Below are 18,869 nucleotides of genomic sequence, written 5' to 3' on the forward strand. Positions count from 1 at the left end.
GCCGGCCTGCCTCAACGGTGTCGTGTCCGGTCGGTGTCGAGCGGCGCCAAATGCCGGACGCGATACTCGACCGCACCATCGTGACCTAGGCGGTCGTGAAATCCTTCTGCTCGCCCTCTGCTCGCCGCTGCTGCACCGCCACGCCCGGCGCGAGCCGCGCGGCGCGCCCGCCACCGGGGCGAGGTCTGAGTCGCCGGGGCGCGTCTACGAGCCGGACACGAAGCTGGCGCTGCCGTCGCCGCCGCCGTCGCCGAGGCGTTCGATCACCGTGCCGGGCGCCAGGCGCTGCGCCACCCGCGCGGTCGACGGTTCGGGGAATGCGGCGTGGATCAGCGGCAGATCGCGCGCGGCCTGTTCGCGCAGGGTCACGCTGCCGCCGGTGGTCAGCGCGCCGATGTGCGTCGTCTCGCGGAACTGGTAGCTGCCGAGATAGATGCTTTGTCCCGGCTCGACGCGGAATTCGACCGCCGCCGCCGATTGCGAGCGGATGACCGAAGCGCCGCAGCCGAGCTGCCAGCCTTTCAGCTCGTAGCGGCCGACCGGCATTTCGACGGCGAACGGCGCGCCCTGCGCGACGATGTCGGCGCGCGCCTCGCGGCCGGCGAACAGTGGCACCAGCTTGTCGACCGCGTCGCCGCGATCCTGCTCGATGCGGTAAGTCCTGCCTGAATCGAGCTCGGCGACATAGAGCGTGTAGTGCTCGCAGCGGCCATCCGAGGCGATGGTGCCGACGGCGACGCCGGTGGCGGCGGGCTGCGGAAGCGGGTTCTGCGTGGCGCAGGCTGCCGGGAGCAGCGCGCAGGCGAGGACGAGGCGGCGCATGGTGGGTGAGGCGGTCTTGGGGATACGGTCCTAGCCTAACGGCCGGCGGTGCCCCGACGCCAGCGGCGTGTCCGCCCGCTCGTGGCCGCACGGCGCTGATCGTTCGGCGCCCTCATGTCGCCGCGGCAGCCGCGCGCGGCGCGCGCTCGATCAGTCTTCCGGCAGCTCGGGCTCGGTGTACTTGGCCGGCGGATTGCCGTCGTAGACCTGGTTCAGGCGGCGCTGCAGGTAGGCGGTGCGCAGGAAGACGTAGGGATCGAGCTGCTGGTCGAGCACGCTGTCGAGGTCGAGCAGCTGCGCGCGCGTGTCGACCGCGAGCACGCCATTGAGCGCGATGCGCTCGGGCCACGTGTAGTCGACGTAGTTTGCTGGAGCCATGAAATAGTCGCCGACGCGCCCGACCGCGTCGCGATTGGTCGACGGCCCGAAGAACGGCAGCATGATGTACCAGCCTTCACCGACGCCCCAGCGGCCGAGCGTCTGGCCGAAATCCTCGTCGTGCTTGTCGAGCCCGACCATGGTCGCCGGGTCGAACAGGCCGACGACGCCGAACGTCGTGTTCATCAGGAAGCGCGTGAGGTCGAGCCCGGACTGCTTGAACTTGGCCTGCAGCGCGTCGTTGACGACGACGGTCGGGTAGAACAGGTTGTCGAAGAAGTTGCTGACGCTGCTGCGCACCGGCGCCGGCACGTAGTCGACGTAGGTTTTCGTCACCGGCCGCAGCACGTACTTGTCGGCCGTGGTGTTGAAGGCGTAGATCGGCCGGTTGATGCGCTCGAGGGGATCGGCCGGCTCATACGGCGAGTTGTGGGCGCAGCCGACGAGCAGCGCGGTCGCGAGCCCCCATGCGAGCGCCGCGGCCGTCCCCGTCGTCCCCTTGTCCATCGCGTGCGTCCAATGCCGCTTCAGGCGGCGCCAGTCCCTAAGCCCAGAATCGCGTCGAGTCCGAAGAACGCCACTAGCCCGCGCAGCTGCGCCGGCGCATTGACGAACTGCAGGCCACGGCCTTTCCTTTGGGCGGCGCGCCGCAATTCAAGGAGAAGGGCGACGCCGGCACTGTCGCACTGCGTGACGGCGGAGAGATCGATCGTGTCCCGCGCGGCGAGTGCCTCGGCGCGAGCGAACCATTCGGCCGCCGTGGCGAAGGTCAGCGGTCCGCTCGGTGCGTCCGGCGCCTGGTTCACGGCGCCTTGCCTGATTTGGCGTCGGCGGGGTCGACCTGCAGCTGGCCGGCGTTCAGGCGCTGGATCACCGAGGCGATGTTGCTCTTCTTGATCTCGGCGTCGATCTGCGTGCGGAAGTTGAGCACCAGCGAGATATTCTCGGCCTTGATGTCCCAGACCTTCCAGTCGCCGTCGCCGCCGTTGCGCATCGAGAAGGTCACCGGGATCGGCGGCTTGCCGTCCTTGCGCACGATGGTCGTGTTGACCTCGGCGCGCTTGCCGCCGTCCTGCACGACGCCCGGCTTCACCTGGATGTCGACGCTGTCGTAGTACTCGAGCAGCTTGTCGGCGTAGCTGTGCACCAGCATGTCCTTGAACGCCGTCTCGAACTGCTTGATCTGCTCCGGGCTCGCCTCCTTGAGGTGCGAGCCGAGGATGACCTTGGCGATGTAGGTCGTGTCGAAGTGCGGCACGATCTCGCGATCGACCATGGCGTAGAAGCTGGCCTTGTCGGCCTGGTACTTCGCCACGTTCTTGCCGATGTCGGCGCGCAGGGCGTCGGTCGTGGTCTTGATCACCTGCTCGGGCGGCGTCGCCGCCACCGCGCCGGCGGCGACGCCGAAGGCGGCGACGAGGCCGATGGCGAAATTGCGGATGAGGCCGCGACGGGTCGAAAGGTTCATGTCAGTGCGCTCCTGCGGTGGCGCCATTGTTCTTGGCTTGCAAGGAATCGGCGAGCTTGCCGATGGCATCGGCGAGCTTGTCGTCCTTGCCGGACGAGCCGGCGAGGAACTGGCCGATGAGGTTCTCGAGGACCAGCGCGCTCTGCGTCAGCGTCAGCTCGCTGCCGTCCTTGAGGTAATCGTCCATGCCGCCCGGCTCGAGACCGATGTACTGCTCGCCGAGCAGGCCGGAGGTGAGGATCTTCGCGCTGGAATCCTCGGGGATCTTGTCGTACTGCTTGAGGATGTCCATCGACACCTTGGCCTGGAAGCTGGCCGGGTCGATGCTGATCTCGCGCACGCGGCCGATCTTCACGCCGGCCATCGACACCGCCGCGCCGACCTTGAGGCCGCCGATGTTCTGGAACATGCCGGACACGCGATAGGTGTCGCCCTTGCCGACGGTGTCGAGGCTGGCGACGCGGAAGGTCAGCACGAAGACCGCGGCAACGCCGAGGCAGACGAAGAAGCCGACGAGGATTTCCAAGGCTCTGGATTGCATGGCTAGGCTCTGTCTCTACGCTGAGGCCGTTAATGGAACATGAACGCGGTGAGGACGAAGTCGAGGGCGAGGATCGCCAGCGACGACACCACCACCGTCGAAGTGGTCGCGCGCGACACGCCTTCCGATGTCGGCGCCGCGTGATAACCCTGGTAGACGGCGATCCAGCTGACCACCGCGCCGAACACCAGGCTCTTGGTGAAACTCTGGATCAGGTCGTGTCCGTCCACATTGGCGCGGATCTGCGACCAGTAGCTGCCGGCATCGACGCCGAGCAGTTCGACGCCGATCGCGTGGCCGCCGGCGACGCCGATCGCCATGACGTTGAAGATCGCGGTCAGCAGCGGCATGGCGATCACGGCGGCGATGAAGCGCGGCGCGATGACGTGGCGCATCGGATCGACCGCCATCATTTCCATCGCCGACAGCTGGTCGGTGGCGCGCATCAGGCCGATCTCGGCGGCGAGCGCCGAGCCGGCGCGGCCGGCGAACAGCAGCGCCGTCACCACCGGACCGAGCTCGCGGATGATCGACAGCGCGACCAGCACGCCGAGCGAGCTGGCGGCGCCGAAGCGCACCAGCGTGTGATAGCCCTGCAGCGACAGCACCATGCCGATGAACATGCCGGAGATGACGATGATGATCATCGACAGCACGCCGATCATGTAGATCTGCCGGACGATCGAGCCGGGACGCAGCAGCGCCGGCGGAATCGCGCGCAGGATGCCGAGCAGGAAGAACAGCGCGCGGCCGAGCCCGGCGAGGAAGTCGGTGAGCACCGTGACGATGCCGCTCATGCTTGCCCCAGCAGATCGTCGGCCAGCGTGCGGGCCTTGTAATGGAAGGCGACCGGGCCGTCCGGCCGGCCCTGCAGGAACTGCTGCACGTATTCGAGCGGGGACGCGCGGATCTCGTCCGGTGTGCCGCGCGCCTGTATCTGGCCGCCGGCCACCACGTAGGCGTAGTCGGCGATCGACAGCACCTCGGCTACGTCGTGCGACACGATCACGCTGGTGATGCCGAGCGACTGATTCAGCGAGCGGATCAGGCGCAGCAGCACGCCCATGCTGATCGGGTCCTGGCCGGTGAACGGCTCGTCGTACATCACCATTTCCGGATCGAGGGCGATCGCGCGCGCCAGCGCGACGCGGCGCGCCATGCCGCCCGACAATTCCTCCGGATACAGATCGCGCGCGCCGCGCAGGCCGACGGCCTCGAGCTTCATCAGCACGATGTCGCGGATCGCCGCTTCCGGCAGGCGCGTGTGCTCGCGCAGCGGGAAGGCGACGTTCTCGAACACCGACAGGTCGGTCAGCAGCGCGCCGTTCTGGAACAGCAGGCTCATGCGCTTGCGCAGCGCGTAGAGTCCGGCGCGCGACTGGCGATGCACGTTGAGGCCGTCGAACTCGACGGCGCCGGCGCTCGGCTGCCATTGCCCGCCGATGATGCGCAGCAAGGTGGTCTTGCCGGTGCCGGAAGGACCCATGATGGCGGTGATCCTGCCGCGCGCGATGTCGACATCGACACCGTCGTAGATCTTGCGGCTGCCGCGGCTGAAGTGCAGGCCGCGCACCCGGACGAGCGGAGGCAGCGTGGCGTTCGGCGCGGCGTCGGACGTCGGGACGGTCGATGGCATGTTAGGTCGAAGGCAAGCGGCGGAGGGACAGCCTGCAACGGCGGCACATTGTAGCGGAGCAGCCGAACGCAGCCTGACTGATCGTCATGGATCGGGCCGCGAACCCCTTGCCCGCATCTTGCCGAGGGTCGGGCGGCCGGAGCAAGCACGAGGCCATGCCAGGTGCTTATTGAGGCGACCGCGCGCATTTCACAAGAGCCGGCAAGATCCGGGACGCGCCGGGCCTCTTGCGCACGATGGCGGCGGCTTCAGGCACCGCCACCGTCCGCAGACGCCGGCCGGGTGAGGAAGCGCAAGAGATGCACGAGCAGGGCCTCGCCGGCCGCCTCGACGCTGGCCGGGCCGCCGAGATCCGCGAGCTGCGCCATGCGCAGGCCCCGGTAGCCACAGGGATTGATGCGCGAGAACGGTTCCAGATCCATGGCCACGTTGAGGGCCAGCCCGTGATACGTGCAGCCGCGCCGCACGCGCAGGCCGAGCGAGCCGATCTTCATGCGCACGCCGCGCGCATCGTCGACATAGACGCCCGGCGCGTCGCGGTCGGCATAGGCGCGGATGCCGGACTCGGCGAGCAGCTCGATCATGCTCTGCTCGAGCCGCGTCACCAGCGTGCGGATGCCGTAGCCGCGCCGGTGCAGGTCGATGAGGAAATACACCACCAGCTGGCCGGGACCGTGATAGGTGACCTGGCCGCCGCGATCGGCCTGCACGACCGGGATGTCGCCCGGCGCCAGCAGATGCTCGGCTTTGCCGGCCTGGCCCTGGGTGAACACCGGCGGATGCTCGAGCAGCCAGATCTCGTCCGCCGTGTCGGCGTCGCGCGCGTCGGTGAAGGCGCGCATGCGCGCCAGGGTGTCGGCGTAGGCGACGCGGCCGAGGCGGCGGACGACCGGCGGGGCCGGATCGGCGGCGATGGCGGAAGGCACGGCCATGGGGGCGGCGTGGAGCGGGCGAAGTCCGGAGCGGGCGGCGCGCATGGTGCGCCGCCGGCGCGGCGAACACAACCGGCCGCGTGAAACCGAATCGCACGGCCGGCCGTAATCCCAGTCGTCAGCGATTCATCGACCTGGGGAGGGCAGTTTGGACATCGCCATCATCGGCGCCGGCATTTCCGGTCTCGGCGCCGCGCATGCGCTGCAGCAGCGCCATCGCGTCGTCGTCTTCGAACAGGACGCGCGCGCCGGCGGCCACACCAACACCATCGAGGTGCCGACGCCGGCCGGGCCGCAGCCGATCGACACCGGCTGGATCGTCTTCAACGCGCAGAACTATCCGAACCTGGCGGCGCTGTTCGCCGAGCTCGACGTGCCGGTGCGGCCGACGCGGATGTCGTTCTCGGTGTCGCTCGGCGACGGCGCCTACGAATGGCGCGGCAGCGACAATCCGCTGTCCTTCTTCGCGCAGCCGGGCAATCTGCTGCGGCCCGCGCACTGGCGCCTGCTGCGCGACATCCTCGCGCTCAATGCACGCTGCCGGAAGCTGCTGCGCGAGGACCGCCTGCCGGACGGCACGCTCGGCGCGTTCCTCGACGCGCAGGGTTTCGGCGGCGAGCTGCGCAGCCGCTACCTGCTGCCGATGGCCGGCCTGATCTGGAGCTGCTCGCCGGCCGAGGCCGCCGAATACCCCGCCGCCGACTTCATGCGCTTCTTCGAGGCGCACGGCCTGTTCAGCACCATGAACCAGCCGTGCTGGAACACCGTGGTCGGCGGCAGCCAGGTCTACGTGCGGCGCCTGCTGCAGCGTTTCGCCGGCACGCTGCGCCTGGCGACGCCGGTGCGGCGCGTCGAGCGCGCCGCCGACGGCGTGCGCGTGCACAGCGCGGCCGGCGTCGAGCGCTTCGACGCGGTGATCTCGGCCGTGCACGCCGATCAGGCGCTGCGCCTGCTCGGCGCCGCCGACGACACCGAGCGCCGCGTGCTGCGCGGCATTCCCTACACGCGCAGCCGCTGCGTGCTGCATACCGACCGCAGCTTCCTGCCGCGCCGCCGCTTCGCCTGGGCGAGCTGGAACTACCTGCATCCGCGCGACGAGGTGCACCGCGAACCGATCAGCGGCAGCTACTGGATGAACCAGCTGCAGGGCATCGCCAGCGAAACGCCTTATATCGTCACGCTCAATCCGCGCCGGCCGATCGCCGCCGCGCAGGTGCTCTACGAGACCGACTACGAGCATCCGTTCTACGGCCCCGCCTCGGTCGACACGCATCGCGACCTGAGCGCGATGCAGGGCCGCGGCGGCCTGTGGTGGGCCGGCGCCTGGACCGGCTTCGGTTTCCACGAGGACGGCCTGAAGTCGGCGCTGGCGGTGGTCGCGCGCCTCGATCCGCACTGCCTGCCGACCTGGGCCGTGCTCGGCGCGGCGCCGTCGCCGGCCGCAGCGGCGCCGGCGGCCGGCGCGCTGCACGCGGTCGCCGTGCCGTGAGCAGGACGGTCGCCACGGCGGCGCTCTACGATTGCCGCGTCGTGCATCGCCGGCACCTCGCGCCGGCGCTGCGCTTCCGCTACCGGCTGCTCTACCTGCTGGTCGACATCGACCAGATCGAGGCGCTGTCGCGTTCGCTGTGGCTGTTCTCGTACAACCGCTTCAACCTTTTCAGCCTGCACGATCGCGATCACGGCGGCCGCCGGCCCGGCGCGCTGCGCGCCTGGGCGGAGGACGCGCTGCGCGCCGCCGGCATCGTGCCGGACGGCGGCCGCATCCGCCTGCTGTGCCTGCCGCGCCTGCTCGGCTACGCGTTCAATCCGCTGTCGCTGTGGTACTGCGAAGCGCGCGACGGCCGCCTGCGCGCCGTCATCGCCGAGGTGCGCAACACCTTCGGCGAGCGGCACAGCTACGTGCTCGAACGCGGCGGCGCGGCGATCGACTGGCTGCAGCCGATCGCCAAGGACAAGGTCTTCCACGTCTCGCCGTTTCTCGACCTGCGCGGCGGCCGCTATCGCTTCCGCCTCGAGGCGCCGGGCGAGCGCCTGCGCGTCGCCATCCACGAAACCCTGCACGGCGCGGCCGTGCTCGATGCCGGCATGGCGGGCGAGCGGCGCGCCCTGAGCAGCGGCGCGCTGCTGCGCGCGCTGCTCGGCATGCCGTGGATGACCGTCAAGGTCGTCGTCGCCATCCACTGGCAGGCGCTGCGCCTGTTCCTGCGCCGCGCACCCTTCTATCCCAAACCCCTTCCGCCTTCGTCGGAGATCAGCTGATGAGTCAACCGCTTCCCGAGTTTCCCAGCCTGCCCGCGCGCGCGGTCGAGGGTCGCGAGGTGACGAGCCGCGGCATGGCGCGGCTGCTGCTATGGATGCTGCGCGATTTCGCCATCGGCCGCCTCGATATCGAGTGGCCCGACGGCACCGGCGCGCGGCTCGAGGGCGCGCAAGCCGGCCCGCACGGCCAGCTGCGCATTCACAGCCCGCGCCTGCTCGGCTACGTGCTCGCGCGCGGCGAGGTCGGCTTCGGCGAGGCCTACATGGCCGGGCACTGGGACTCGCCCGATCTGAGCGCCCTGCTCGAAGTGCTGTACCGCAACGAGAACCGCGTGCGCGGCCCCTACGAGCGCAACGCGCTGGCGCGCCTGTGGGGGCTGCTGCGTCATCGCGCGCGACGCAATACGCGGCGCGGCGCGCGGCGCAACATCGAGTACCACTACGATCTCGGCAATGCGTTCTACGCGCAGTGGCTCGACCCGAGCATGGCCTACTCGAGCGCCGTGTTCGCGACGCCCGAACAGCCGCTGGCCGAGGCGCAGCGCCACAAGTTCGAGCTGCTCTGCGAGCGCCTGCAACTCGGTCCCGGCCAGCACCTGCTCGAGATCGGCTGCGGCTGGGGCGGCTTCGCGATCCATGCCGCGCAGCGCAGCGGCTGTCGCGTCACCGGCATCACGCTTTCGCAGGAACAGCTGCGCGAGGCCGAGCGCCGCGCCGCCGCGGCGGGGCTTGCCGACCGCGTGCAGTTCCGCCTGCAGGACTATCGCGATCTCGGCGTCGAGACCTACGACCGCGTGGTGTCGATCGAGATGTACGAGGCGGTCGGCGAGGCCTGGTGGCCGACTTACTTCGCCACCATCGCGCGCCTGCTCGCGCCCGGCGGCGTCGCCGCGCTGCAGGGCATCACCATCGATCCGGGCATCTTCGAGGCCTACCGCCGCAAGCGCGATTTCATCCAGAAGTACATCTTCCCCGGCGGCATGTTGAGCACGCCGGCGCTGCTCATGGCGCAGGCGCGCGCGGTCGGCCTCGCGCCCGAGGCGCCGGCCTTCTTCGCGCACGACTACGCGCGCACGCTGGCCTGCTGGCACCGCGGCGTGCTCGAGCACGCCGGCGCCATCGAGCAGGCATACGGCATCCGCTTCCTGCGCATGTGGCGCTACTACCTCGCCTACTGCGAGTGCGGCTTCTCGACCGGCAGCATCGATCTCATGCAGCTGACGCTGCGCAAGCCGGCGGTCGCGCCATGACGCGCCGCGCCCGCCTGCTCGCGCTGCTGCGCCAGCAACTGCTGCAGGGCGTGACGCCGCGGCGTCTGGCGCTGGCGCTCGGCCTGGCGTTCGCGCTCGGCATCTTCCCGGTGCTCGGCGCGACGACCATGCTCTGCGCCGTCGCCGGCGTGCTGCTGCGCCTCAACCAGCCGCTGCTGCAGCTCGCCAACTATCTGGTCTATCCCCTGCAGCTCGCGCTGCTGCTGCCGTTCTATCGCGCCGGCGAATGGCTGTTCGGCATGACGCCGGTGCCGCTGCTGTCGGTCGCCGATCTGCTGCGGCGCTTCGACGCCGATCCCTGGGCGTTCGTCGCCGACTATGCGCGCGTCGGCGTCGCCGGCATCGTCGTCTGGCTGCTGCTGAGCCCGCTGCTGGTCGGCACGCTGTACGGCGCCCTGCTGTTGCCGCTGCGGCGCATCGCCGGCCGCGAGGTGCCGGCATGAGCGCGGCGCCATGCACGCCGGCGCAGGCCATGCTCGCCGCCGCGGCGCTGGCGTTCGCCGCCAAGTGCTTCGCCTGGTGGCTGCAGCGGCGCACCGGCAACGCCGGCCTCGTCGATCCGGTCTGGGCCTGGACGCTGGGCGGCGTGGCCCTGCTGCTCGCCGCGCTCGGCAGCGCGCCGCCGTCGGTGCGCGTGCTGCTGGCGCTGATGGGCGGCGGCTGGGGCCTGCGTCTCGGCACGCATCTGTGGCGTCGCAATTTCGGCGCGGCCGAGGACTGGCGCTACGCGCAGCTGCGCGAACGCTGGGGCGCGGCGGCGCCGGCGCGCCTGTTCGCCTTCTTCCAGTTCCAGAATCTGTTCACCCTGGCGCTGGCGGCGAGCGCCTTCCTGCCGGTCGCCTGGCGCGGCGCCGCGCCGTCGTCGCCGGCGATGCTGCTCGCGGTCGCGATCTGGCTCGTCGCGGTGTTCGGTGAAGGCGTCGCCGATGCGCAGATGGCCGCTTTCCGCGCCGATCCGGCGCGCCGCGGCGAGGTCTGCGCCGACGGCCTGTGGCGCTGGTCGCGGCACCCCAACTACTTCTTCGAATGCCTGCACTGGTGCGCCTACGTGCCGCTCGCGCTCGGCGCGCCCTGGGGCTGGGCGACGCTCATCGCGCCGCTGGTGATGGCGACGCTGCTGCTGCGCTTCTCCGGCGTACCGCTGCTCGAAGCGGAGCTGATGCGGCGCAAGCCCGGCTATCGCGACTACGTGCGGCGCACTTCCGTTCTCATTCCCTGGCCTCCCCGTTCATGAATCTCATCGATCTCTGCGAGCGCGGTTACATCCCCGACTTCCTGACCCGCCTCGGCATGCGGCGCCTCATCGCACAGCGCCTGCGCGACGAGCGGCGGCGCGACACGCCGGCGGCGCGCGCCGCCTGGCTCGCCGAACTGCGCGCGAGCCCGATCGCCATCGACACCGGCGCCGCCAACGAGCAGCACTACGAGGTGCCGCCGGCCTTCTTCGAGATGCATCTCGGCCCGCATCTCAAGTACTCCTGCTGTCTTTACGACGACGGCGGCGAGTCGCTGTCCGGCGCCGAGGCGGCGATGCTGCATCGCTACGCCGAGCGCGCCGCGCTGGGCGACGGGCAGCGCGTGCTCGACCTCGGTTGCGGCTGGGGTTCGCTGTCGCTGTGGCTCGCGCGCCGCTATCCGCGCGCGCAGATCGTCGGCCTGTCGAACTCGCACGGGCAGCGCGAATTCATCCTGCGCCGCGCCGCCGAACTCGGCCTGCGCAATCTGCAGATCGTGACCGGCGACATCGCCACGTTCGAGTTTCCGGACGAAGTGCTCGGCAAGGGCTTCGACCGCGTGCTGTCGATCGAGATGTTCGAGCACATGCGCAACTACGAGCGCCTGCTCGCCAAGATCGCCGGCTGGCTGCGTGCCGACGGCCGCCTGTTCGTGCACGTCTTCGCGCACCGCGAGCTGAGCTATCCCTTCGAGGAGCGCGACGCCAGCGACTGGATGACGAAGCACTTCTTCCGCGGCGGCCTGATGCCCTCGCGCGCGCTGCTCGCCGAGTTCCAGGGCGATCTGCGCCTCGAGCGGGACTGGTGGCTGCCCGGCACGCACTACGCGCGCACGGCGGAGGACTGGCTGGCGCAGCTCGACGCGCGGCGCCACGACATCCATCGGCTCTTCGCCGGCACGTTCGGCGCAGCGCAGGCGGCGCTCATGGTGCAGCGCTGGCGCATGTTCTACATGGCGGTCGCCGAGCTGTTCGGCCATGCCGGCGGCGGCGAATGGGGCGTGGCGCACTACCTGTTCGCGCCGCGCAAGGCGCAGGCCTGATGCCGATGCGCGCCTCGCGCGCGGCGCCGCGGTACGCGGCCGGGCTGGCGCTGGCGCTGCTGCTCGGCCGCGCGGCGGGCGCCGAGCGCGTCGAGCGTTTCTACGGCTACGCCTTCGAACTCGACAGCGGCCGCTTCCTCTACACCGAGGCGCACCGCCAGCGCTACGACGGCGAGCGCTGGCTCGGCGGCGAGGTGCGCTACGTCGACGCGCAGGGCCGCGAGTTTGCGCGCAAGACGCTCGATTTCAGTGCCAGTCCGTACGTGCCGACCTACCGGCTCGAGGTGCCGGGCGACGGCTATCTGGAAGGCATCACGGCGGTCGCGGGCCGCGACGTGCAGCTGATCAAGCGCGAGCGCGCCGACGCGCCATTGCGGCGGCGCGAACTCGCGCTCGACGGCACGCTGGCCGCCGACGCCGGCTTCAACAGCCTGCTGCTCGATCATCTCGACGCCCTGCGCCGCGGCGCGACGCTGGCGTTCCGCTTCATCGCCGCCGGCCGTCTCGATGCCTATCGCCTGCGCGTGCGCGAACTCGGCGACACGCAGTTCGAAGGCCGGCCGGCCGTGCGGCTGCAGGCCGAACCGGATTCGCTGCTGCGCCTGCTGGTCGCGCCGCTGCAACTGGTCTACGACCCCGAGCGGCGACGCCTGCTCGAATACCGCGGACCGTCGAATGTGCACGATCCGGCGAGCGGCGCGAGCTGGAACGTGCGCGTGAGCTTCTCCGCGCAGCCGCCGGCGCAGGCCCTGCCGCTGCCGCCGCCCTGAGGGCGACGGCCTCAGCCGCTCTGCAGGATCGCCGCCGTGGTCAGCACCGGGCCGGTCGGCTTGCCGGTCGGCGAGCCGCCCTGCGGTTCGAGGCTGACGGCCAGGGTGCGGCCGGCGGCGAGCGGCAGGTGGGCGGGCAGGGCGCGACGCAGTTCGCCGGACACCGGCAGCAGACCGAGCGAGACCGGGCCGGCGTCGGTGATCAGCCACAGTTCGACGTCGTGACCGGCGACCGCGGCGGGCGGCTGGCCGCCGGCGCGGATCGCCAGCGCGTCGCGCGCCGGCGTGGCGCTCACCGTCCAGTGCATGTCCGACTGCGGCATCTGCAGCACGGCGACGTAGCTGGTGGCCGCCACCGGCACCTCGACGCGCTCGGTGATGACCTGCGGCGGTTTGCGCATCTGCACGCCGAGCGCCACGGCGAGCACCAGCGCGGCGGCGCTGGCGGTCCACGCCCAGGCCGTCGTCGCCGTCGCGCGCGGCGCGCGGCGCAGCGGCGTCACCGCGGCGCCGGCGATGCGGCGCTGCAGGCCGAGCCAGACCAGCGGCCGCGGCGGCAGCGGCGCGAGGCGCAGGCCGAGCCCGGCGAAACGGCGCTCCCACCACCACAGCTCACGGCGGAAGCCCTCGTCGCGCGCCAGCAGCGCCTCGGCCTCGCGGCGGGCATCGGCTTCGAGCGTGCCGAGCGCGTACTCGGCGGCCAGCAGACTGCGTTCGTCGTCGGCGCGCGGGTCCATGTCAGGCGCCTCCCAGGCAGTCGCGCAGGCGCAGCAGGCCGCGGCGCAGCCAGGACTTCACGGTGCCCATCGGCGTGCGCGTGCGCGCCGCGATCTCGCTGTGCGTGCAGCCCTGGTAGTAGGCCAGCAGGACGATGCCGCGCTGCTCGGCCGGCAGCTCGCGCATGCAGTCGTCGAGGCGGGCCAGGCCTTCGGCCTCGGCGGCGTAGTCCTCGGGCGTCTGGTCGTGCGCAGGCGCATGGTCGTTGTCGTCGAAGTCCTCGTCGACCGGCTCGGTGCCGGCCGGCTCGCTGTCCGGCCGGCGCGCGCGCAGCAGGTCCAGCGCGCGATAACGGGCGATGGTGGCGAGCCAGGCCATCGGCGCGCCGCGCTCCGGCGTGTAGCGCTCGGCGTTCTGCCAAATGCGCAAGTAACAGTCCTGCAAAGCATCCTCGGCCCATTCCCGTGTCTTCATGATACGCAGCAGGATCGCGAACAGTTTCGGGCTGGTCAGCGCGTACAGTTCGGCAAAGGCGTTTTCATCGCCGCGACCGCTGGCGGCGAGCAGCAGGGACAGCGTGTCGGCGTTGTCGGCGGAAGGCACGTCGTCGGGCATCGGTCGGGCGGTGCGACGATCATACTGGCTTCGCCGCACGATGACTGCAGAAAACCTCAACAAGGCAACAACGTGCGAGCGGCAATTTGCGGAAATCGGCGGCGGACGGCCCGGAATTTGCGTTGCCCGGATACCGACACCGGAGTCGAGGACGCAGGACATGCAGGCCGTGGCAGAAACAGTGGCAACGATGCCGACTGACGATGCGGGCGACGTGCAGCAGGCCGATCGCACGCCCCTCAGCGCGGCGGCGCGGTCGGAATTGGTGCGGCGCCTGTTCCAGGAACACAATCGCGCGCTGATCGGCTTTCTCGTCGCGCGCCTGCAGTCGGAAGCCGAGGCGCAGGACGTCGCGCAGGAAGCCTACGTGCGCCTGCTGCAGCTCGATCAGGGCTCCGCCGTCAGCTTCCTGCGCGCGCACCTGTTCGCCATCGCCGGCAACCTCGCCATCGACCGCCTGCGCCAGCGCCAGGTGCGCGAGCGCAACTCGCCGCAGGAATTCTTCGAGGATCTGCTGACCCGCCCCGGCCCGGACCGCATGGCCATGGCGCAGGAGGAACTGGTGCTCATCAAGGCCGCGCTGCGCGAACTTCCGGAAAAGTGCCGCCGCGCGTTCATGCTGCATGTCTTCGCCGGTCAAAGCGTGCAGGAAATCGCGGCCCAGATGCATCTCACCGACCGCATGATCCGTCACTATGTTGCCCGCGCGATGGCCACGTGCCGGCAGCGTATGGATGAAGCGAACTCCTGATCCCAAGCATTCCCTGACGATTCACGCGCTGCCATCCGTGACGTGCTGCCCGTCGGGCGGCCGGCGGCGGTTCGTGTGTGCATCGCAAATCTGGGACAATGCCCTTCGGAGGGGTTGGCAATGAATCCGAAGGAAACAACGACGACCGGCCTGGAACAGGCGGCCCTGTGGTGGCAGCGCCTGCGCGAGGCCGACGTGGCGCCGGAGACCGTCAGCGAATGGCTCGACTGGTGCCAGCGCGATGCGGCGAACCTGCAGGCCTTCGAGAAGATCGAGGCGCTGGGCGGCCGTTTCGAAGCCCTGGATGCGCAGACGCGCGCCGGTCTGATGCGCGAGCTGCTCGACGACGCGACGCCGGGCTCGGCGCCGCCGGCGGATCGGCAAAGGCGCGCGCGCAAACCCTGGCGTCTGGCGCTGGCGGCGGGCTTCTGCGCGGCGCTGATCGGCGCCGGCGTCTATCTGTATGCGAACCACGGGACGGGTGCCGTGCAGCGCGCGGTCTACGTGACCGCCAAGGCGCAGAGCCGCGAACTCGAGCTCAGCGACGGCTCGCACGTCGCGCTCGGCGCGGCGACGCGCCTCGACGTCGCCTATTCCGCCGACGTGCGCGATCTGCAGCTCGGCGACGGCGAGGCCTACTTCGAAGTCGCGCACAATGTGCAGCGGCCGTTCGTGGTGCGGGTCGGCCGCCTGAAGGTCGTCGCCGTCGGCACCGCCTTCAACATCCGCAAGACCGGCGCGCACGTCGAGGTCGTCGTCACGCAGGGCGCCGTCGACGTCGAGAACGCGGCGTCGCTCAATGCCGCGCAGTCGGCGCAGACGCGCCTGCCGAACGACGGCGCGATCCGCGTCGCCGCCGGCCAGCTGGTGGTCGCCGACGCCGCGCAGGGTCTCAGCGTGCGCCCGGCCGACCGCGTCGCCGCCACGACCTGGCGCCAGGGCCGCCTGCAGTTCGTCGACGAGGATCTGTCGATCGTCGTCGCCAACCTCAATCGCTATGCGCGCCACGAGGTCGTCATCGCCGACGCCTCGCTCGACGGCCTGCGCTATACCGGCACGATCGTGCAGGGGCGCGAGACCGAGTGGCTCGCGGCGATCGAGAAAGTGTTCCCCGTCGACGTGCAGCGCGATGCCGAGGGCCGTGCGCTGCTGCGCCGCCGCGAGGCGACGCGCGCCGCGCTGAAGAGCTGATCCCCGCCGCATTCCCCTGACGGCGGCCGCAGGCACGCGGCCGTCGCATGATGCGCGCCTTTTTCCGATTGCGCGTCGCCGCGCGTTCCCGCTTCGTTGCCACAGCGAGAACGCGCATGGGCCGCATCCGTCAACGCCTGAAGAAATACGCCGGCGCGCGCGCCGCGGCACCGCTGCGGCCGCGCGACATCACGCCGGCGCGCGCCTGGCGCGCCGCGCGCGGGGAAGGCCCGGGCGCCGCCGGCCCGCAGCGCTTGCCCCGAGGCGATGCCTCTGCCTCATCGTCGCGCATCGGCGCACCGCCGGATGGCATCGCTGCGCCAACAGAACGCAACTGATCCTATTCGCGAAAATTGTGGTTGACCGGATTTCCGAATTCATTTTGCCGCGCGTTTTGAAGTTGGGAAGGGCACGCCGTCGCGCGCCCACGCAACAAGCGGCAGACAGAGTAAAGGGAGTCAGTCGTGATGAACGTGAATGGTATTGGGGCAGTCCTCGAATCGATGCGCCCGCGCGTGCCGGCGCGTGCCTGGGCCTGTGCATCGCTGGTGCTCGGCGCCGCGCTCGCGGTGCAGAACGCGCACGCGCAGAGCACCGACGCCGCGGCGACCGAAGTCGCCGTGGCCGATCCGGACCCGGCACCGGCGCCGGAGCCGGCGGCTGACGACAGCGTCGAGGAAGTGATCGTCACCGGCACGCGCAAGGTCGGCATGCAGGCCTCCGACAGCCCGGCGCCGGTACAGGTGATCGGCGTCGAAACGCTGAAGCAATCCGGCGCGACCGATCTGGTCAATGCGATCGCGACGATGGTGCCGTCGTTCAATGCCGAACAGACCGGGGGCGACATGGAAAGCCAGACGCTCACCGCGCGCCTGCGCGGCCTGTCGCCGAACCACGCGCTGGTGCTGGTCAACGGCAAGCGCCGCCACATCACCGCCAATGTCGCGGTCGGCGGCGGCGCGGTGACCGGCGCCGAAGTGGCGGACCTCGCCTTCATTCCGAGCGATGCGATCGATCACATCGAAGTGCTGACCGACGGCGCCGCCGCGCAGTACGGCTCGGACGCCATCGCCGGCGTCATCAACATCATCCTCAAGAAAGGTTATGAAGGCGGTGTCGCCGACGGCGGCTACGCCGGCTACCAGGACGGCGGCGGCGGAACCTCGAACCTCGCCGGCAACATCGGCTTCGGCAGCGACAAGATGTTCCTCAACCTGACGGCCGAGGTGCTCAACCAGGCGACGGCGCATCGCGAGGGAACCTACGGGCCGGCGCAGTGCCTGCTCGACGGTCCGGTGTCGGAGGGCGGCAGCTGTCCCGATGAGACCTACCAGTCCAATCTCGTCAACCAGAACATGATCTACGCCAAGGGCTTCCCGAAGCTGAATCCCTGGGGCGCGCCGCCGGAAGTGCACAAGCAGATCGGCTTCTTCAACGCCGGCGCCGAGCTCGGCGGCGGCATCGATTTCTACAGCTTCGGCAGCTTCGGCAAGAAGCAGGCGCAGTCGTTCGAGAATTACCGTCGCCCGACGCAGGGCGGCGGCTACACGAATCCGACCACGGGCGAGCAGGAATACCTGTATCCGTTCGGCTTCTGGCCGAGCGAGATGTCCGACGAAACCGATTACGCGCTGACCATGGGCGTGAAGGGCGCGTTCGCCGACTGGAACTGGGATCTGTCGAGTTCCTACGGCAAGGACAAGATGGATGTTCACACCATCAACTCGATGAACTTCACGCTGTACGCCGACACCGGCGCCTCGCCGACCGACTTCTACGACGGCACCTTCAACGCTTCGCAGCTGACCACCAATCTCGACATCTCGCACGATTTCGCGATCGGCCTGGCCGCGCCGATGACGGTGGCGATGGGCGTAGAACACCGCCACGACACCTATGGCATCGATCCGGGTGAACCGGCCTCGTACTACGGCGCCGGCGCGTCGTCGTTCCCCGGCTACAACCCCGCGCTCAACACCGGCGACTACTCGCGCAACAACATTGCCGGCTACGTCGACTTCATCCTCACGCCGGTCGAAGCCTGGCAGATCGATCTCGCCGGCCGTTTCGAGCACTACAGCGACTTCGGCAGCAAGACCGTCGGCAAGCTGACCACGCGCTACGACATCAGCGATGCGGTCGCCGTGCGCGGCACGGTGAGCACCGGCTTCCGCGCGCCGACCCTGGGCGAGGAGTACTACTCGGCGGTCAACGTCGGCCCGACCTCGGCGAGCCCGGTGCTGCAGCCGAACGGTCCGGGCGCGGCGTCGCTTGGGCTCGGCAGCGGCCTGAAGCCGGAGACCTCGACGAACTTCAGCTTCGGTCTGGTGCTGCACCCGATCCCGAAGATGACGACGACGATCGACGCCTACCAGATCGAGATCAAGGATCGCATTCTCCAAGCCGATCTCTGCTACGCCGAGAACGAGCCGGGCGGCGGCGTGCACGACTCCATCGCCATGCCCTGCCACGGCGAACCGGGCGGTCCGTTCAATGTCGCGATCGGTACGGTGCTTGCCGAGCAGGGCTACATCGGCGATCCGGCGAATCCGCAGGGTCCGGGCGGTACGCTCGATCCTTCGGCGCGCGCCAACATCGACGTGCTGCTGTTCAACAACTCGCTGTCGACACGGACGCGCGGCGTGGACCTGGTCACGACGTATCCGATGGCCTTCGATTGGGGCAGCGTCGACTGGACGCTGAGCGGCAACTACAACGAGACCAAGGTCACCAAGGTGGCGGCCATGCCGGAGGAACTGGGCGGCGGCACGCTGTACGGCAAGGACACGCTCAGCACCTACACGACCGGCTCGCCGAAGTACCGCGTCAATCTCGGCGCGCTGCTGACGATGGGCAAGTTCTCGCTCAACGTGCAGGAAAGCTGGTACGGCTCGAGCTACACCTGGGCGCACACGAGCTATACCGATCTCTACGGCGCCAACGGCATCGACGCCGACGGCTGGTACAAGGACAAGATCGGCGGCATGCCGATCACCAATGTCGAGTTCGCCTTCAAGCCGGTGAAGACGCTCAAGTTCAGCGTCGGCGCCGACAACCTGTTCAACAATTACCCGAACAAGGTCAAGGGCGAGGTCTACCAGAAGTATGTCGATGGCTATTCGACATCGACGGCGACCGTCTACAAGTCGGGCAGCCCGGTCGGCTTCTTCGGCGCCCGCTACTTCGGCAAGGTCAGCTACAGCTTCTGAAGCTTCACTTCCCGGTGGATTGCGGCGGC

At 69.8% G+C, this 18,869-nt stretch carries 21 protein-coding genes; 11 read left to right on the top strand and 10 right to left on the bottom strand.

Annotated elements, in window-relative coordinates; translation table 11 throughout:
* Nucleotides 1-204 precede the first annotated feature (204 nt).
* The 8 genes from K344_RS0109110 to lipB form a co-directional block, all read right to left on the bottom strand.
* Entirely contained in the window at nucleotides 205-822 is a 618-nt protein-coding gene (locus tag K344_RS0109110) for a hypothetical protein (protein ID WP_028080409.1), read from the bottom strand.
* 150 nt (nucleotides 823-972) lie between these two features.
* On the bottom strand, nucleotides 973-1,707 hold the full coding sequence (locus K344_RS0109115) for an MlaA family lipoprotein (protein WP_028080410.1): 735 nt from the start codon (nucleotides 1,705-1,707) through the stop codon (nucleotides 973-975).
* A 20-nt stretch (nucleotides 1,708-1,727) separates the two neighbouring features.
* Nucleotides 1,728-2,006 carry an STAS domain-containing protein gene (locus K344_RS24320; RefSeq protein WP_043114169.1) on the bottom strand — a complete coding sequence of 93 codons (279 nt, stop codon included), beginning with the start codon at nucleotides 2,004-2,006 and terminating at the stop codon, nucleotides 1,728-1,730.
* Nucleotides 2,003-2,668, bottom strand: a complete 666-nt coding sequence (locus tag K344_RS20970) for an MlaC/ttg2D family ABC transporter substrate-binding protein (protein WP_169729277.1) — start codon at nucleotides 2,666-2,668, stop codon at nucleotides 2,003-2,005. The genes K344_RS24320 and K344_RS20970 overlap by 4 nt, the downstream gene beginning before the upstream one ends.
* Before the next feature lies 1 nt (nucleotide 2,669).
* Nucleotides 2,670-3,209, bottom strand: coding sequence for an outer membrane lipid asymmetry maintenance protein MlaD (mlaD, locus tag K344_RS0109130; protein WP_043114170.1), 540 nt, complete (start codon nucleotides 3,207-3,209; stop codon nucleotides 2,670-2,672).
* 29 nt (nucleotides 3,210-3,238) lie between these two features.
* On the bottom strand, nucleotides 3,239-4,006 hold the full coding sequence (gene mlaE, locus K344_RS0109135) for a lipid asymmetry maintenance ABC transporter permease subunit MlaE (RefSeq protein WP_043114172.1): 768 nt from the start codon (nucleotides 4,004-4,006) through the stop codon (nucleotides 3,239-3,241).
* A complete protein-coding gene (locus K344_RS0109140; protein WP_043114173.1) occupies nucleotides 4,003-4,845 on the bottom strand; it encodes an ABC transporter ATP-binding protein in 843 nt (280 codons plus the stop codon). The genes mlaE and K344_RS0109140 overlap by 4 nt, the downstream gene beginning before the upstream one ends.
* A 248-nt stretch (nucleotides 4,846-5,093) precedes the next feature.
* Nucleotides 5,094-5,777 carry a lipoyl(octanoyl) transferase LipB gene (gene lipB, locus K344_RS0109145; protein WP_051362066.1) on the bottom strand — a complete coding sequence of 228 codons (684 nt, stop codon included), beginning with the start codon at nucleotides 5,775-5,777 and terminating at the stop codon, nucleotides 5,094-5,096.
* A gap of 148 nt (nucleotides 5,778-5,925) precedes the next feature.
* Between lipB and K344_RS20975 the strand changes: the two genes are divergently transcribed.
* The 7 genes from K344_RS20975 to K344_RS0109180 are packed head-to-tail and all read left to right on the top strand — an operon-like array spanning nucleotide 5,926 to nucleotide 12,357.
* On the top strand, nucleotides 5,926-7,266 hold the full coding sequence (locus K344_RS20975; protein WP_084197208.1) for an NAD(P)/FAD-dependent oxidoreductase: 1,341 nt from the start codon (nucleotides 5,926-5,928) through the stop codon (nucleotides 7,264-7,266).
* Nucleotides 7,263-8,039: a DUF1365 domain-containing protein gene (locus K344_RS0109155; protein ID WP_028080415.1), complete on the top strand. Its 777-nt coding sequence runs from the start codon at nucleotides 7,263-7,265 to the stop codon at nucleotides 8,037-8,039. The genes K344_RS20975 and K344_RS0109155 overlap by 4 nt, the downstream gene beginning before the upstream one ends.
* Complete coding sequence (locus K344_RS0109160) at nucleotides 8,039-9,289, top strand: SAM-dependent methyltransferase (RefSeq protein WP_084197210.1); 1,251 nt, start codon at nucleotides 8,039-8,041, stop codon at nucleotides 9,287-9,289. The genes K344_RS0109155 and K344_RS0109160 overlap by 1 nt, the downstream gene beginning before the upstream one ends.
* Nucleotides 9,286-9,753, top strand: a complete 468-nt coding sequence (locus K344_RS0109165; protein ID WP_028080417.1) for a DUF2062 domain-containing protein — start codon at nucleotides 9,286-9,288, stop codon at nucleotides 9,751-9,753. The genes K344_RS0109160 and K344_RS0109165 overlap by 4 nt, the downstream gene beginning before the upstream one ends.
* The gene (locus tag K344_RS0109170; protein WP_245586167.1) at nucleotides 9,750-10,544 is read left to right on the top strand and encodes a DUF1295 domain-containing protein; all 795 of its coding nucleotides are present in this window, start codon (nucleotides 9,750-9,752) and stop codon (nucleotides 10,542-10,544) included. Before K344_RS0109165 ends, K344_RS0109170 begins: the two co-directional genes overlap by 4 nt.
* Nucleotides 10,541-11,587, top strand: a complete 1,047-nt coding sequence (locus tag K344_RS0109175; RefSeq protein WP_028080419.1) for an SAM-dependent methyltransferase — start codon at nucleotides 10,541-10,543, stop codon at nucleotides 11,585-11,587. Before K344_RS0109170 ends, K344_RS0109175 begins: the two co-directional genes overlap by 4 nt.
* Nucleotides 11,587-12,357 carry a hypothetical protein gene (locus K344_RS0109180; RefSeq protein WP_028080420.1) on the top strand — a complete coding sequence of 257 codons (771 nt, stop codon included), beginning with the start codon at nucleotides 11,587-11,589 and terminating at the stop codon, nucleotides 12,355-12,357. Before K344_RS0109175 ends, K344_RS0109180 begins: the two co-directional genes overlap by 1 nt.
* A gap of 11 nt (nucleotides 12,358-12,368) precedes the next feature.
* On the opposite strand, the gene K344_RS22985 is transcribed toward K344_RS0109180, so the two are convergent.
* Nucleotides 12,369-13,094 carry an anti-sigma factor gene (locus tag K344_RS22985; RefSeq protein WP_051362067.1) on the bottom strand — a complete coding sequence of 242 codons (726 nt, stop codon included), beginning with the start codon at nucleotides 13,092-13,094 and terminating at the stop codon, nucleotides 12,369-12,371.
* A 1-nt stretch (nucleotide 13,095) separates the two neighbouring features.
* On the bottom strand, nucleotides 13,096-13,677 hold the full coding sequence (locus K344_RS20985) for a sigma-70 family RNA polymerase sigma factor (RefSeq protein WP_245586168.1): 582 nt from the start codon (nucleotides 13,675-13,677) through the stop codon (nucleotides 13,096-13,098).
* Between K344_RS20985 and K344_RS0109195 the strand changes: the two genes are divergently transcribed.
* The 4 genes from K344_RS0109195 (at nucleotide 13,652) to K344_RS0109210 (ending at nucleotide 18,840) form a co-directional block, all read left to right on the top strand.
* Nucleotides 13,652-14,440 carry an RNA polymerase sigma factor gene (locus tag K344_RS0109195; RefSeq protein WP_245586169.1) on the top strand — a complete coding sequence of 263 codons (789 nt, stop codon included), beginning with the start codon at nucleotides 13,652-13,654 and terminating at the stop codon, nucleotides 14,438-14,440. The two genes, K344_RS20985 and K344_RS0109195, sit on opposite strands and share 26 nt — an antisense overlap.
* 120 nt (nucleotides 14,441-14,560) lie before the next feature.
* Entirely contained in the window at nucleotides 14,561-15,631 is a 1,071-nt protein-coding gene (locus tag K344_RS0109200; RefSeq protein WP_028080422.1) for a FecR family protein, read from the top strand.
* 50 nt (nucleotides 15,632-15,681) lie between these two features.
* Nucleotides 15,682-15,969, top strand: a complete 288-nt coding sequence (locus K344_RS24325) for a hypothetical protein (RefSeq protein WP_169729278.1) — start codon at nucleotides 15,682-15,684, stop codon at nucleotides 15,967-15,969.
* Between the two features lie 129 nt (nucleotides 15,970-16,098).
* The gene (locus K344_RS0109210) at nucleotides 16,099-18,840 is read left to right on the top strand and encodes a TonB-dependent receptor plug domain-containing protein (protein ID WP_043114176.1); all 2,742 of its coding nucleotides are present in this window, start codon (nucleotides 16,099-16,101) and stop codon (nucleotides 18,838-18,840) included.
* The last annotated feature ends 29 nt before the right edge of the window (nucleotides 18,841-18,869 follow it).

Origin of the sequence: Solimonas soli DSM 21787, from assembly GCF_000474945.1 — a bacterium.
Lineage (GTDB): Bacteria > Pseudomonadota > Gammaproteobacteria > Nevskiales > Nevskiaceae > Solimonas > Solimonas soli.